16 protein-coding genes, 1 tRNA gene and 3 pseudogenes are annotated in these 14,715 nt (G+C 40.7%); 6 read left to right on the top strand and 14 right to left on the bottom strand.

The genetic code is table 11. The features are described from left to right. Positions 1-738 (bottom strand): annotated as a pseudogene (locus tag ACFIMI_RS08225) (hypothetical protein); the annotation flags it as partial. Between ACFIMI_RS08225 and ACFIMI_RS08220 the strand changes: the two are divergent. From ACFIMI_RS08220 to ACFIMI_RS08205, 4 genes and pseudogenes are all read left to right on the top strand, one after another. Next, positions 724-831 (top strand): annotated as a pseudogene (locus ACFIMI_RS08220) (exonuclease); the annotation flags it as partial. The pseudogenes ACFIMI_RS08225 and ACFIMI_RS08220 sit on opposite strands and share 15 nt — an antisense overlap. 118 nt (positions 832-949) lie before the next feature. Then, positions 950-1,168 carry a hypothetical protein gene (locus ACFIMI_RS08215; RefSeq protein ID WP_375630827.1) on the top strand — a complete coding sequence of 73 codons (219 nt, stop codon included), beginning with the start codon at positions 950-952 and terminating at the stop codon, positions 1,166-1,168. A gap of 6 nt (positions 1,169-1,174) precedes the next feature. Next, positions 1,175-1,773 (top strand): annotated as a pseudogene (locus ACFIMI_RS08210) (tyrosine-type recombinase/integrase). 940 nt (positions 1,774-2,713) lie between these two features. Beyond that, positions 2,714-2,803 (top strand) — tRNA-Ser (locus ACFIMI_RS08205). 101 nt (positions 2,804-2,904) lie between these two features. On the opposite strand, the gene ACFIMI_RS08200 is transcribed toward ACFIMI_RS08205, so the two are convergent. After that, complete coding sequence (locus ACFIMI_RS08200; RefSeq protein WP_273787997.1) at positions 2,905-3,273, bottom strand: helix-turn-helix domain-containing protein; 369 nt, start codon at positions 3,271-3,273, stop codon at positions 2,905-2,907. 190 nt (positions 3,274-3,463) lie between these two features. On the opposite strand from ACFIMI_RS08200, the gene ACFIMI_RS08195 reads away from it, so the two are divergent. Together ACFIMI_RS08195 and ACFIMI_RS08190 are read left to right on the top strand one after the other, a co-directional pair. Next, positions 3,464-3,739, top strand: a complete 276-nt coding sequence (locus ACFIMI_RS08195) for a type II toxin-antitoxin system RelB/DinJ family antitoxin (protein ID WP_375612632.1) — start codon at positions 3,464-3,466, stop codon at positions 3,737-3,739. A gap of 13 nt (positions 3,740-3,752) precedes the next feature. Beyond that, the gene (locus tag ACFIMI_RS08190; protein WP_273787998.1) at positions 3,753-4,034 is read left to right on the top strand and encodes a type II toxin-antitoxin system YafQ family toxin; all 282 of its coding nucleotides are present in this window, start codon (positions 3,753-3,755) and stop codon (positions 4,032-4,034) included. Between the two features lie 61 nt (positions 4,035-4,095). On the opposite strand, the gene ACFIMI_RS08185 is transcribed toward ACFIMI_RS08190, so the two are convergent. Genes ACFIMI_RS08185 through ACFIMI_RS08130 form a run of 12 tightly spaced genes read right to left on the bottom strand, consistent with a single transcriptional unit; the run spans position 4,096 to position 14,693 of the window. Continuing rightward, the gene (locus ACFIMI_RS08185; RefSeq protein ID WP_375630254.1) at positions 4,096-4,314 is read right to left on the bottom strand and encodes a hypothetical protein; all 219 of its coding nucleotides are present in this window, start codon (positions 4,312-4,314) and stop codon (positions 4,096-4,098) included. After that, positions 4,307-4,513, bottom strand: a complete 207-nt coding sequence (locus ACFIMI_RS08180; RefSeq protein WP_375692444.1) for a hypothetical protein — start codon at positions 4,511-4,513, stop codon at positions 4,307-4,309. The genes ACFIMI_RS08185 and ACFIMI_RS08180 overlap by 8 nt, the downstream gene beginning before the upstream one ends. Continuing rightward, positions 4,446-4,673 carry a hypothetical protein gene (locus ACFIMI_RS08175; RefSeq protein ID WP_375613036.1) on the bottom strand — a complete coding sequence of 76 codons (228 nt, stop codon included), beginning with the start codon at positions 4,671-4,673 and terminating at the stop codon, positions 4,446-4,448. Before ACFIMI_RS08175 ends, ACFIMI_RS08180 begins: the two co-directional genes overlap by 68 nt. Beyond that, complete coding sequence (locus ACFIMI_RS08170; RefSeq protein ID WP_375612619.1) at positions 4,670-5,335, bottom strand: lysozyme; 666 nt, start codon at positions 5,333-5,335, stop codon at positions 4,670-4,672. The genes ACFIMI_RS08175 and ACFIMI_RS08170 overlap by 4 nt, the downstream gene beginning before the upstream one ends. 13 nt (positions 5,336-5,348) lie before the next feature. Then, positions 5,349-7,058 (bottom strand): alanine-zipper protein, encoded by a 1,710-nt coding sequence (locus ACFIMI_RS08165; protein ID WP_375682550.1) that lies wholly within the window; start codon positions 7,056-7,058, stop codon positions 5,349-5,351. A gap of 17 nt (positions 7,059-7,075) precedes the next feature. Continuing rightward, on the bottom strand, positions 7,076-7,327 hold the full coding sequence (locus ACFIMI_RS08160; RefSeq protein WP_375610781.1) for a hypothetical protein: 252 nt from the start codon (positions 7,325-7,327) through the stop codon (positions 7,076-7,078). A 9-nt stretch (positions 7,328-7,336) separates the two neighbouring features. Continuing rightward, positions 7,337-8,314 (bottom strand): tail fiber protein, encoded by a 978-nt coding sequence (locus tag ACFIMI_RS08155; protein ID WP_375692443.1) that lies wholly within the window; start codon positions 8,312-8,314, stop codon positions 7,337-7,339. Continuing rightward, positions 8,307-9,299, bottom strand: coding sequence for a transglycosylase SLT domain-containing protein (locus tag ACFIMI_RS08150; RefSeq protein WP_375692442.1), 993 nt, complete (start codon positions 9,297-9,299; stop codon positions 8,307-8,309). The genes ACFIMI_RS08155 and ACFIMI_RS08150 overlap by 8 nt, the downstream gene beginning before the upstream one ends. Then, positions 9,299-11,497 (bottom strand): hypothetical protein, encoded by a 2,199-nt coding sequence (locus ACFIMI_RS08145; RefSeq protein ID WP_375692441.1) that lies wholly within the window; start codon positions 11,495-11,497, stop codon positions 9,299-9,301. The genes ACFIMI_RS08150 and ACFIMI_RS08145 overlap by 1 nt, the downstream gene beginning before the upstream one ends. Continuing rightward, positions 11,490-13,253, bottom strand: a complete 1,764-nt coding sequence (locus tag ACFIMI_RS08140) for a hypothetical protein (protein ID WP_375692445.1) — start codon at positions 13,251-13,253, stop codon at positions 11,490-11,492. The genes ACFIMI_RS08145 and ACFIMI_RS08140 overlap by 8 nt, the downstream gene beginning before the upstream one ends. Next, positions 13,253-14,308, bottom strand: coding sequence for a tail fiber domain-containing protein (locus ACFIMI_RS08135; protein ID WP_375692440.1), 1,056 nt, complete (start codon positions 14,306-14,308; stop codon positions 13,253-13,255). The genes ACFIMI_RS08140 and ACFIMI_RS08135 overlap by 1 nt, the downstream gene beginning before the upstream one ends. 1 nt (position 14,309) lies before the next feature. Then, positions 14,310-14,693 (bottom strand): hypothetical protein, encoded by a 384-nt coding sequence (locus ACFIMI_RS08130; protein ID WP_375613690.1) that lies wholly within the window; start codon positions 14,691-14,693, stop codon positions 14,310-14,312. Positions 14,694-14,715 lie beyond the last annotated feature (22 nt).

Below are 14,715 nucleotides of genomic sequence, written 5' to 3'. Positions count from 1 at the left end.
AACTGCTTGTGCTTTAAAATGCGCATCCCCTGTAATCGAACCTTCCGCTGCCGTGTTATTGAGTTGATCGACCACCAGATTTAAAGTGCCGCCCGCTTGGACAAGACCAGGAGCTGCATCAAGAGCTTCTGAACCAGTTTGGCGATCCTTGCCATTGGCTATATCTAAAGAAACATCGCGGCTTCCATCAGTTTTATAACCATAACAACTGTCTGTATTAGCCTGACAACCAAGATAAGTGTTTTTATAAGCCGTTGCACCTAAATTGGTCAGCGTCTTGGCTTGGATATCGGCATTTCCCCCTGCTCTCATAGAGCTATAATGGTTATCAATGGTATCAGCGTTAATGATGAGATTGCCGTGAGACTGTATCACTCCTTGACGAGTAGGCGAAAATTCTTGCGTGACAGTTTTCTGTATCATGTGAGATAAATTATTCCATCGGTACCCTTGAAAAAAGCGAACTTTCACTCTCTTCATTCCAAGTAAATGCCTTGTATACTATCCCATCTTCTAAAGTTATCTTACCATAAGTTGCCTCTTTGTTGGGCAAAGAATTTTTAAAGTGAAAATCACATATGTTTCCTGAACATTCAACTTCCTCATAGGAAACGGCCCACATTTCTACCCTCAACTCATTTGCTACACTTGTTGTATGATACAAAATCGCATTTTCATTGAATCAAACCCCTCTGGTTTTTGGAATGCGATGGTGACTTCTTCCGTTTTTTCCGTGATGATCAACAAATTGAACAGATCAATCAAATTGTTGAAGCCTTTTTAGCAGAGATAGAACGAGAGATACAACAACTCTCAACAAAAGCTGCTTAACCTTATGGGGTGTTTTGTTCCCCGCATATCTACGAGCACCCCCACCCTTCCTAACACTTTCAAGTAATGCGTGATTCACGCCACACGTGAATTGCATCTCAATGTAAGGAGAAAAGATATGGCGCCTCGTCCAGCTGCTATAACGCAACCAGCCATTGCACGCGCTTTAAGAGAAGCTAAAAAACAAGGTTGCGAACTCATAGAAATCAAACCTACCGGTGAACTGCTTATCTATCTTAAAGCAGATATTCCAATACCAAATTCAGTTAGCCACCCAGACAAACTTTTAGATTTGTCAAAGAATGAATATTACGAAACCGCACTCTCTAAGATGTAAAATACCATGCCTAAACCACGTCCTCCTCATCTCGTTAAACAAATTACTCAACATGGCAAAATTGTATGGTATGTACGTATTGGTCATGGCAAACGCATTAGAATACGCGGTACCTATGGAACGCAAGAGTTTGTTGATAACTACAAAAGCGCACTTGCCGAGTTACAAGGACTTATACTTCCTAAATCCAAAACCGGTAAACTTGTTGAAGGGTTATTTGCATGGCTGCTTAAACAATACTTTAACAGCTCTAATTGGCATAGCTACACTAAAGCTACAAAAAAACAAAAAGAACTCATCCTTATGAAGGTTATGTGATTGGAGAAGAGACATTCATTTGTGGTAAAGAAGGTAAAAAACTAGTTAAAGAAAGTTTTGGCAACCTTTTTCGTGAGGCTTGTAACGTAGCGGGAATCAAAAAATCAGCACATGGCTTAAAAAAATTAGCAGCAACACGCGCAGTTAATTCTGGTGCAACAGTATCACAACTCAAAGCAATTTTTGGCTGGACAAATGATGCTATGACATCTCTTTACACAAAGAGCGCAGACCGTAAAAAACTCGCTCTTGAAGCCATAAAAAAGCTTCAAAAAGATGAGGGATAGAGGCAAAAAAATCAATAGAATCAAGATTCACCTATTCTCTCATATTAGACATAAATATTTTATTTTACACATACTTGTGAATGAATCGGCTTTTAAAACTTTATCTTTTAAAGTTTACGCTTTCTGACTCTGCATAATTTAGCGTTTTTAAGTTCTATTCTTGAAAAACTATGTAATACCTTCACAAACTATCTATTGATCTAAGGGTATTACTCAATAATTTTTTCTTCCATTCAAATTAACTTTTGCTTATCCCACAGAAAAAGCATTACAAATATACCTAATTTCCAGTCATATCTAGAAGAGATTTTAAACTATCGATGCAAATCTTACATAAAATTTTATTCAAATAGCGCAAATCAGCCATTCCCTCCACGGTACTTTTTAGATGCACTAAATATCTGAATATTTTTATTTAAAAAATTAAAATCTTTTAAAGAGCTTTCTTATTGAATTGTACTTAATTTAAACTCAATAAAAACTTTCCTTGAATATATATGTCATTCTTACAAATTTATCTCTCATAAACTGTCAGAGTAATAACATTTTCTTTTCGCCAATATGAACGATCTAAATAAAATAAATATCTGGAAAGGTAAAATAATTCAAAAATACACGACCGGAATTTAATATAATTTATCAAACATTTTCAACTAAACATTTCTTATTATTACGAAAACGATTGTTAGAACTTAAAAAAATATTGCTTTGTAAAAAATTTTTAAACAGGAAAAAAATGATAAATATCATAATTACCTTTTATTTTTTCAGAAAAAACTATCATGTTTAAAAATGAAACTCTTAGATAACACACTCAAAGAATTAACTTATGAAGAATTATTTTAATTGAAACTTAAATAGTTTTACAAAGAACGCTTTAAAATGCGTATTAAAATGATTGACCTTTTACAAGAAATTTGTCAAAAAGCATATCTAGTTTGGAGGGGTGGCCGAGCGGTTTAAGGCACCGGTCTTGAAAACCGGCGTGCAGGAGACTGTACCGTGGGTTCGAATCCCACCCCCTCCGCCACAGCACTTTTATGGTGCTATAACTTATTGATTTCATGTGTGTTTTTTCAAGGTGCGGGATTCGTAAATAAAGGTTCGGGAATAGGATTCTCGAACATGCTTCTACGAAGCGCATGCTTGTTTGCTAACTTTCTCTAATAATTTTTTAAATTCTGCTAAATCCTGTTGTGAAAGATTATGTAAATTTCTAACAAACATGCCAACAATTTCACGACTCAACGGATTAGAAGGCTTTATAGTGAAGCTTTTACGACAAGCATCCGATTCTCTTCTCAAAATTTCTGCTACCTCTTGATCTAAAGTATAGAGTTCAATTATCTTTTCCTCTAATCCTACAGGAACAGATCTTTTGCCAATTTCTACAGATGATAAAAATGCTACAGATATATCTAATTTTTTAGCCATATCTAAAAGGCGTTCTGAATGATCAATGCGAAGTTTGCGTAAGGTTTTACCAAATGGTGTTGGCATCTAAAAAATCCTATTAAAAAAGAAGCTCTCTCGTGATTCTAGCAGAAATTCTCAGGTTTTGGTTAGCTCCTTTTAAAAATTGACTTCCTACCCTCCTTAATACACAAGGTTGTATAGCATGACGGATAAATCTCTTGACATAGGTTTGAAATGTAGTACATTGTAGTACAATTAAGTAGGAGGTTTAGTAATGGGAAAAATTCAAGCCCGCATACCTGATGAAGTTCAAGAAATTGCAAGTGCAGTTATTAAGTCTACGGGTTTAACTATATCGGATGCAGTGCGCATGTTTATGACCCGCATTGCTAGAGATAGAGCATTACCACTTGATCTATTCCAACCAAATCCGGAAACATTACAAGCTATCGAGGATGCCGAAATGGGACGCGTCGAACGTACATCATTAGACGGCTTAAGGACCATGATACGCTCAGATAGAACCGAAGCACGTAAATCTGAAAAGTAAACCTAAGCTTGCTATGCGGGAAATTGTCTATACGCGTTCATTCCGCCGTGACCTTAAACGTGAAAGCAAAGGTAAATATGCTAATGCACTAGAGGAGGATTTGCTGCTTGTGGTCAAAGCGTTAGCGGAGAATGAACCGCTAAAGGCGCATTGGAGAGATCATGCACTAACAGGTCAGTGGCGCAATTGTCGTGATTGTCACATAAAGCCGGATTTAGTTTTGATCTATCGAAAGCCAGATGCCAAAACACTAGAGCTTTTACGACTTGGTTCCCATTCTGAACTGCGTTTATAATTGGATCTCCAATTCATAGTAATAAAGAATTTTACGAAATTTTTTCTTTTATGACAGTTGTTCAGTTCTTTGAAAACCACTGCTTTAAATGTGCAATGACATTATCTAGCGCGTCCATGAGGCGTGCAAAATCGAGGATAAGCAAAAAAAGAAAAAATGCTATCCACTTCATCAAGCGAGACATCATTTTCACGCTTTGATAGGTGATGATCATTTCTTGAAGCATTTCTTTTTCTGATTCTGTAAGCTCTGTGTGTTTTTTGGATTTTTTTCTAACCATGTTTCCACCCACACAAGCGTTCACCTAGATTATTGTGCTTTAAGATCTCTCTTGCTAAATTGGAACTGATGGCGTTCAGATCTTGCCGGCTTAAATAAATAGGTAACCAACCAACACAAGAAGAAGCATATTTATTTGTCGTGCAACCAGTCAGAGAGAGCAGCATGCACATCAGCATCACTTTTTTGATTAACTTCACTTTCCACCTCCAGCCGTGTTGTGGCTGCTTTTAAAGCTTTTTCTGTTTGCTTTTGTTGCTCTGCTTTTTTCCCAAGAGTAAAAGCTCTTGCTAAGGCAATAAAAAAAGCGGCTAAAGCCGCACCTGTTACCATCAAGTTTCTTTTCATCCATAAGATCATAGGCGGTGCTCCTGAAAGCGTTTAGCAACAAAGAAAATGCCAGTACATGCCGCTAAAACCATAATGGCGGCTAAAGCCCATTGGATTGGTCCATTGCCCGCTAAAAACCCACCAAGACCTGAGAAAGAACCAATAATCGGTGCCAATGCTTCTGCTTTGAGAAACCCTGTTGGTTGTTTCGTTTCTACTGTTTGATAATTAGAAGAAACATAAGCCCCTTTCGCCCATAGCCCTGCCTCTGCTACACGCCGGTGTACGAGACCTTGTAAACGTTTGCCTCCCGCTTTGGTCCATTTCTGCAATTCGGTTGGTACCGCTTCATAATCCCCCCGATTAAGCCTTTTAAGCAATGTAGAGTTTTGGAAAGCTGCAATACCCACATTATAACAAAAGGAAACAAGAGCGCCGAACTGCTCGTCGCTTAAATTCACACAAACTGCTTTTTCTACCGCCCTCTCATATTGCCGCAAATCTGCTAAAAGCATGTTTTCAGCTTTTTTTTCTGTAATCACCATACCCTCAACAACTGTTGGTTGACCGGCTTTTTTCGTATGACCATAACCAATCGTCCATATGCCAGAAGCATCTTGATAAGCCTGCAAGCGCAAACCTTCCCACTTTTTTAAACAGTATAAACAGTCTTTACTTATTTTCCGTGCCATTGTTCAATTCACCTTATAAATATACCTTTATGAGTACTGCTCCATCACCGCCGTCGCCGCCAATTTTGTCGCTTCCGTGTTTCCCATCAAAATATCCACCGCCGCCGCCGCCACATTCTTTACCACCTCTACCACCGTTACCACCTTTGTAACTCTCACCACCCTGCCCCATGATAGAACCCTTACATTTACCGCCACCGCCGCCGCCGCCGCCAAGAAAAGAACTTCCACCAGTACCAGCTCTCTTGCCGTCTATTCCACTCCCTCCACCATTACCACCAGAAAAAATAAAGCTTTCACCACTGCTGCCCTCCCTGTTTCCTCCTCCATCGCCGCCTTTCCCTCCAAAGTTAACGAGAGTCATGGAAACGGAATATCCTCCTTCTGCTGTAACAAGCCCTTTGATCATTGTTCTACCACCATTGCACAAAATGTTACTGTCATTACCTTTACCACCACGACCAATGTAAGCTGTTTTTAATTTATCTAAATCAGAACCTTTCATTTTAACATGCACACATTGACCGCCGCCGCCGCCGCCATCCTTAACGCCACCACCTCCACCGCCCCAAGCCCATACTTCGATATCGGTGTCAGCAGTAATACCATCAGGCAATGGAATATCTCCGCTTTCTGTCATCAGAATTTCAACAGGTTTTCTAACCCCGCCATCATTGTTGCCGCTACCAGCGCCGCTGCTATTGCTACTATTTGCTTTGATTGAAGCCATCAGTTTGGCTGGTGAGATAAGTGCATCCACTGTTTTTGTGCCATCAATCCAGTCTTGTTTGGCAAGAGGTTGAATGAGATCAACTTTTTTCTGTACACTATGTGCTGTATCTTGCGCTTTATCGGCTGCTGTTTGCGCAATATTTGCCTCAGCTTTTGCACTGTCTCCCGTTTTTTGTGCTGTCTCAGCCGTTTTTTTTGCATCTACTGCATAAGCTTTTGCATCATTTGCTGTTCTTAATGCACTATCTGCAACGTTCTTCGCTTCACTTGCAACATGAATCCCTTGTTGTGCAACATCTTCAACTTTATCAATTTTTGCAATCTGTGCACGTTCTGGAGGAGTTAAGATAAGATGCTTTTTCCCTTCCTTCATATTCTCCATATCAAATACATCTTTTTCTATTTTATCTGGATCATAAACTGATTTTGACATACCAAAAGACTTTGAGCCTACAAAATAACGAATGGTATTTTTGAGATCTACCGGAGATATGGGATAATAAACACCTTCATCTCCCCTCCGCCATTTTTCCATCGTTGGCTGCGTAGAACTCAACCATCGTAGCTTTGATCTTTCCTCTATGGTTAAGATCTTTTTGGTAGGACCCTCGTGCATATTTTCCATAGAAAATGCATTTGCCCCCACATTGTCGGGATCATATGTAGCAGCCTTCATATCGCCAATCCCTAAAGGCGATATTTTTACCCAGCCAGCGCCTGATAAAATCGCATTCTCATGCGCTTCACCACTTGCTTCAATATCGTGAATTGTGACCTTATTTTTGTAAGCAAGAGCTCCAATATCTCTCTTTGCAATAGCATCATCAGCCTTTTTTCCTTGAGCAGCGGTTGCAAAATATTCTACCTCATAAGCTGCTGCACTCCCCACTGAAACAGGTGCAAGAGCCTTACTATCTAAAACACCTTCTTTGACTTCTTCTTTTGTTGCTGGTTCAAGCTTAAATATATGTGTGTGATAGGGTAATGGCATCGCGTTTCATTCCTTAATCAGTTCGTTGTCTTGTTGTGTGAGAGAGAGGACTGCAATTCATCAATCAGTTTTTGCATGATCTCTATGCGTTGATCTGTCGCTTCTTTATATTCTGCCAAAGCGCTTAAAAGATCATGCTGTATGTCGCTTTTGACAAGATCAAGTACCTTATTTAAGGGTGCATGAACCATTCGATTGCTTGCATAAAAAAGGACGCGGATTTGCTCCGCGTCCGCAATATCATCAATAGCAGACGGATTATTGATCATTTGAAAAACTCACGATTTTATGGCATAAACAACCGGTACATTAACAGGGCGTGTTTCTGCCTCGCCCGTTGAAGAAATAGTTACCTTATGCGTGTGCACTCCAGCAGGTTGTGTATCTTTTGTATAATATGAATTACCAAAAGCAGGATTTCTGCCACCTATTTGACCAACTCTTGTAACCATAGAATAATCATGCTTATGCGTATGTTGACCTGCCTCTTCAATGGTACAAGCATGTGTATGAGATTTAATGCTGTCTTTTTGCACCTCTGCGAAGTCTCTATTTTGATCTAAACCGCGCCCATTATCAAAGCCGCACAAAAACACTCCTCTAAAGTCTGGAACTTTAAAGGTTGTATCGCTGTTTTTTCCCCATTTATCCCCTATCGCCTTGAATAATTGCGGATAATCCTTGCGTTCATAAGTAGCGCCATCACATAAAAGCCAGCCGTTTGGGACTTCTTGCATAGCAAAGGTCGCAATAAAACCACAAGGAAAGGTTTCGACCTTCGGTGGTGGAATGGGGGTAGGGTTTAAAAGATACCAGCCATCAAGACCTTTTGTTGATACGCCATCATTATAGACTATTTCATAAATACCATTTGTTTGTAACTCACCACCTGTCAATGATACTATTCCCGTGCTGGTGGCTTTATAGAGTGGCTTTGCTCCTATATTATTCATGTTTATTGTTGTCGTACCAATATTTATGCCACGCGCCTTAAAGCGGATAATGATATCGTTTTTATATTTTGCTATTGGCGAAACCGTCGTCAACGTGATTGATGTTGTTTGTTCCTTTCCATTCACAATAAACTTTGAGTCAAGAGAACCACCATTATCGGCAAGATATTCACGTATACGCTGCATCATGACCCGCGCACTATCATTAACAGAACTAGGCGGCTGCCCTTCTGCCCAATTAATGATACTATCGGAATTCGCATTTTGATCAGCTGTGAGTGACCAGTCATAAATATCAGACATGATAAGCCCCCGTTCTTCTTAATAGCTCTTCGCGCAATTGCTCTTCTTTTTGCCGCCCATAGGAACCAACAGATTGCCGCCTAGAAGGATCAATAAGAGGTGTTAAATCTGTCGGTCCCCCAGTCGATTGTGAGAAACCCGCCATGACTGGTTGCTGTAACATTTGTTGCTGTACCATCTGTGCCTGCTGTTTTTGTCGTTCTCCATTCTCTCTCATTAAATGAAGCAAACCGGAAAAGCCCTTTTTAAGAGCACCTGCATCAATACCTTGTGCTTGCAATGGTGTGGTTTCCATAATCTGTCCTGTTAAATTGTCTCTGCTTTCAGGTGCCATCATTCTGTTTGGGAATGGCGTGTCATATGCCATCAATTGGTTGCCCCCTTGATCACCTTGACCCACTTGATTACCTTGAAGTGTCTTTTGAAGCCTCTCAAACCCACGCAAAGGACCCACCTCGTTTGGTGCTGCTTGTCCATTGCTTTGGTTTTGCTGTATCGTTCTCTTCAAAGCATCTCCCATTTTATTGTAAAGCCCATAAATATGATTCATAAAATCCCCTGCTGTAGCTTCCATATTGCCACCATTGAGTGTGACTGCCTGTCGACCTAAAAGCTGGCTTGCTGGAATATGTGGATTTTTGATAAGCTTTACTGCCCCTGCTGGTCCTTGTTGGTGTGCGAGGTAAAGCTCTGCCTCTGATGGCTCTCTGCCTAATGCTGTGACTAAATAACGCGTATTATCCTTCGTTAACCGTGCCATAGCATCGGTTGCTTGAAAGGGATCAAACTTGTCATTCAGTTGATAGTGTTTTGCTGTTGAATCGAGAAATTGATACAGCCCCCCTGCACTGCTGTTCTTATTTTTTGCATTTGGATTACCATTACTTTCTATCATAGCAACACGTTCAAGAAAGCTTTCTGGTAAACCATATTTTTGTGCTGCCTGTGAGATAGCACGCTTCACATTAGGATGAAAATTGATCATTAGTTTATAACCGTTCTATCAACGCTGCTATTCAAAAGAATGCCAACAAAATTAATGAATTTCGTATAATTTTCTCGTGTTATTAAGCGTTTCTTTTCTGCTTCATGAAACGTCTTAATTAATTCAACAGCTTTTTCTCTTGCTAACCCAAAATCTCCTTTTTCCCGCGCTGTTATAAGCGCTGCAATATCTCTCTCAGTATCTTTATGGACGCTTGAGAATTTGCGTCCAAATTCTCTTGCGAAATTTTTTACAACTGCCTTGATGAAAGCAATCTTTCCTATACCCATAGTCTGTTGTTTCCCCCTCTCTTCCACTTCACCTATATGGTTTGGCAAGCGTGCAAAAAGCTTTGTTCTTTCCACTTCTGGTCGCAACACTTTCATAAGTTGCTTAGCTTTATCTTCACCAAAAATACGCTGTAATTTTTCTTGACCATTTTTTGTGTCAAACAAACTCAAAAGATTGTGGTCAAAATTCTGTGCATTGCCTGCCGCATGTTCTAGTTGCGACCGTATACCTTTTTGAAAAGCCTCTTTTTCCATCAACCCAAAATCCGAAAGTTGACTGTTGATTGTGTCGAGATTAACGCTCTTATTCAGTGCTTTTTTTCCTTGCTCCAAAGCATTACCGATAGTACGCTCGTCATAATAAATTTTCCGTGCTTTAGCATAATCTGGAGAGGACGTATCCAAAACGTCCAAAATGCGTTGTTTGAACAGAGTCAAATCTCGCGCATATCCTTGTTTTCCTTTGATGCGCGCAGAATTAATTTGATCATCCAAAACCTCTTTCATCTTATGTAAAATTCGCATATTCAGCTTTGGATATCCATTGCTCCCTATAACTGTTGCATCCGCTTCATTTGGCATTTGCGCAATTGCTTTTTTATAGGCTTTTTGGAAGGCAGGAGTTTCTTGCAACCGCGATAAATCTTCACGAACAGCATTAGAAATGGGAGAAGCTTTCGCCCTCTCATAAAATGGTTCAGCCTTTTTCTGTGCTTGTTTGATAATCTCTTGCTTTAAATCAAGCGTATCTACTTTTGGACCCATCACATCTGTCAACGCATCCTTTACCCGCAGTGCACTCGCATCTTGTCTTTCATTCAAACGATTACTTATGAGCGAATATGTATCATGGTCTTTTTTTGCTGCCTTAAAAGCTCTTTTAGCAAGCTCATCATGAAGATCAATAATCATTGAATCAGGACCTCGCTGTTTTAATGCTCTTTCAAGTTTATCAACACCTTCATCCCCTAAAGTTTGGCTTACATCCCTAAGCGCTCTATCGCTTACCTGAAATGCTTCTTTTTCTGGCATTAGCGCTGCTTTTGCTGCCATTTCAGCTGGGCTTATAGGTCCTCTCAATGCTGCTTTAAGTGATTTTGTCACAAAAGGTGTCACTTTTGATACGCCACTGGCAACAAATGGTGTTGCAACGCCTAACCCTGCACCAAACCCAGCAGACACTAGAGTATCTGCAAGCCCTTCCCCTTCACCACTGCCTGCTATTCCACCATAAATGGCTCCAGTTTTTGCTGCACGCCCCAAGCTAAATTTTGCCGCCTCTTTACTTGCTACTGCTTTCATTGCTGCTTCACCTGCAGCTTTTGCCGCTGCCCGTTCCACACCCTCTGCTAAAGCAGATTGCACCGCCCTTTCTCCTGCTGCTAAAGCTTTACTGGTTATTTGTGCTCCTGCAACACCAGCTCTTCCTCCCAGCACAACATCAGCCCCAATTGCCGCACGAGCAGCCGCAGGAGCGCCAAGACCTGGTATTAGAAAAGGAATTGCAGCACCCGCTAAATTCCCCGCAATAGATGCATAAAACTGATCTCGGTTCGCCGCTCTTTGATAGTCACGCCATCGCTTTGTCACTTCATTATATTTTTTAACTGCTTCTTCATCTCCCATCCAATAATTAATAGGTCCCAGAGGTCCCGAAGCGAATACTCCAGCTATTTCATCATCATACCCCATGGTTAACCCATGAAGAGCTCCCCATCCAAAAGCACCCGCTGCACTTGGATGTGGACCATCTTCCTCTGTTGCACCATTATTTCCTGTAACAGAACCACTTAGCCTTTCCTTATTCTTCGCGAAAAGCTCTTGAAGCTGTTCTGGTGTATAGTCACTTATATGCCCAATGACTCTTGTGTTTTTACGATTAATAAGAGGGGGGATTACTTCAGCCATTGGTTTGTTTCTCCTTAATGCGTCCATCTCTATCAACGAACAACATGCCTTCCGGCAATGCTTCTATCTGTTTTTCTAGTGGATCATTTGACTGTGCATGATTTCCCTTATAAGCATCTTGCCCATAGGCGGCTCGAACGAGCTCGTTTGTTGCTTCTGCACCACCAAAAAGAATTGCGCGCGTTGCTGCATTGGATTTATTGAAAGTGTCAATAACTGTTTTTAAAGATTTCTTCATTTGCTCTGCAGAAAGATCTTGATACAACGCCGCTACAGAGTTTTGCAATGCTTGCAATTCCATATTAGACAAATTCCCAAAGCCAGATGCGCCATTTGGTGAAAATGCTTTTGCTTTTCTCAAGGCATCAAGCCCGATACTTGCCTTCAATGAATCGAGCATATGCCCAAAATCTTTTGCCTTAGAATTAGGAAGGAACGACATTATAGGACCAGTGAAACCAACAACATGCGGGTGTTCCTCAATAGTTTTTAGCAATTCTTTAGATGCTGAGAGTATACGATTTGACCTGTCTGCTGTTTCCAGAATTCGCATTTGTATTTGTTGGTTTTTACGCTCCTCCTCCTTCTGTTCTTGAATTAATTTATGTTCTGAACCACTGCCTGCAATTGGCACCGCACGTATGCCACCAAGTGCATTTTCATCCTTAACATACATATAACCTGATTCAGGCTTTGACAGCATGCCATCGGTATTCCCCCCTAATCCAGAAGTAGTGGAACGCTGTCCTCCTTGGACAGGTATAATTTTCCCTGTGCTTGTTGAGACTTGAAAAGTCATATCCTCAGGCAATCCCTGCTCTGCCTTTTCTTCTGATGTCAATGTTCTATAGGCTTCTTGAGGGCTTAACGTGCTGCCTATAACTTTCATGGCAAGATCTGGATATTGCACAAGGGCTTGTGCGTCTTTATCACTGTATCCTTTAGAGCGTAAAAACTCAAAAATTGGTCTATTTTGAGCACGTACATTATTGCCCTGCCGCATAACAAGTGCCGCATTTGAAAAACTTTCTTGCGGTGTTTTTCCTGATGCAAGCCCCGCAAAAAAATCCATTAAATGCTCGGAAAATTCTGATTTTCTAAAACGCTCCCATAAGCCGATTGGATTTGCATCTTTATGAATAAAATTTCCAACTGCGTTTACATAATCGGTTGCCTGTTCGGGCTTAGCACTTGCTTTTAAATGCTCCTCTTCTGGTAAGTGTGCATTCAAATGTTTTTCTTCTCCTATAGGTGCATCAAAAAGTTTTTCCTCATCATTTCCAGAATCGTTTTTCAAAGAGTTTTCCGCTATAGATTTCTCATTAAGTTGAGCAATATAATCCATCACATTTTTCTGCTGTCGCCCAGCTTCATCCCCACTAGACTGATCAATGTTCGCAACAAGTGGAGATTGAGGAATCATTGATGCAACACCTCCCTGCTCTGAGACGTCATGCTTTTGTTGCTCTAGCGCCTCTTGTATCTTAACAGTATCCTTTGAAACATCCGGTAATGGAGGCATTTGGCGCTTTAAATCATCCGTAGACATAATCAATTCTGCTGGCGTTTTTTTCCCAACTTCTCCTCCTCCTGCTTGAGAACCACGAATAAGCTCTGTAGGACTCAATTTTTGTGGAGTATTATCCCCATTTCTCGCATCAAAAGAGTTTGTGCTAAAAGCAGCAAGTTCCAACGCTTTACGCTTTCTATAAGCTTTTTCACGCTCTAATGCATTTAATTCTTCTCGCCAAAACATCACTGCACCCTTTCCATCTCAAAGCCAAGCTTGCCATAATCCACATGCAAAAAGCCTGTCGCCTTATGCAAGAAAACAGCTTCAGGTTTTGACTTCAAAACATCTTGCGCCATTACACCGCGATAGCGCTCTGGGTGCCCCTTGTAGTTGTATTCATAGAGTTTATAGCCATTTCTCTGCCCAGCTTCTCTGATGTTTTCTTTTGCTCTGATATCACTAAGCCCAGCAAAAGTACCAAGGATAGTTCCAACATTTCCAACAATCTCCCACGGATTAGGTTTTGGCTGTGGAGTCAATGTCGTCCTTTGTCCTGTTTGCGTTCCATAATTTCCAGCAACAGCCCCACCAGCTGCGAGCAACTTACTTAACTGGTCCCAATCAAGATTGTTCTGCTGCTCCCATTTTTGCCGCTCTTCATCCAATTGCCGTTGATGATTGGCATCAAGTACACTCCCTCCCGTCAACGCATTAAGATTTGCCTGACCTTGACCTTGAAAGAAGTTATTGGCACCCGCCAACTGATTTTGGTTTGCTTGATCAATGAGACCATTGGCATTCATCATATTGTTGACATCTTGGTTATATTGCTGTGATAGAGCTTGTGTTGCTATGCCGCCTAATTCATTAGCCAAAACCCCAGTATGCGCCCCAGAACCATAACGCCCAGCACCTGCCAATGAACTATTAATAGAGCTTGTTGCCTTATTTAATGTGTTTTGAAGCGCTTCATCAAAGTAAGGGTTATTGCCTATTTGTTGCCCTGAAGCCATGTTCTTTAAGTTTTGGCTTGTTGAATTTTGCCCTGTGGCTAATCCATTTAAAGTGTTGTTATCATAGTTATGCGTATTATTGCTAAGCCCATTAATCGCATTCTTTGTTTGATCACTTAAACCCGCAACACGCTGCCCGTCATAAACGGCTTTTCCGCTGCCTTGGTTATAAAAAGTCATGGCATCTTGAGCTGCGTGTTCAAAAATACCTTTTGCCCATGCAGGGGGTTCATTTGTTTGCGTCGTGTTTTGGGTATTCTGGATTGGTTTAGAACTTTTTCCCATATTAAAGCTGCTTTCTATATTCTAAAAGATTAACGAGATATCCATGCGATTTAAGAGATTTTTCCCACCCTCGCCTGCCTATGATGACAAGCTCTTTTGCCCCTTTTTCCTTGTAATAAGCTTCAATCTGAGTGATAAGCTTTGTTAAGGGTGCTCCTCCCTTTCCACCAAGCGTGACAACAACCGCCCTTAATGCTCCAGTGACGAGTTCTTGTAACTGTGTTGTGACATGCGCCATAAAGTTTTCATGCGCATCAACGATAATCCAAAGAACTTTTTCTCCCTTCAAAATATCGTTTAAAATGGTCTCTGTATTATAATCATCAGGGAATTTTTGATTAAAATAAGCTATCGATTTTATGACATTGTCAAAATAGGGCGCCATTTGTTCAGCGCTCCATTTTTCT

The organism is Bartonella sp. AP4SXKL, from assembly GCF_042195845.1.
Lineage (GTDB): Bacteria > Pseudomonadota > Alphaproteobacteria > Rhizobiales > Rhizobiaceae > Bartonella.
The sequence above is the reverse complement of the archived record's forward strand: the minus strand, read 5'-3'. Positions and strand labels throughout refer to the sequence as shown.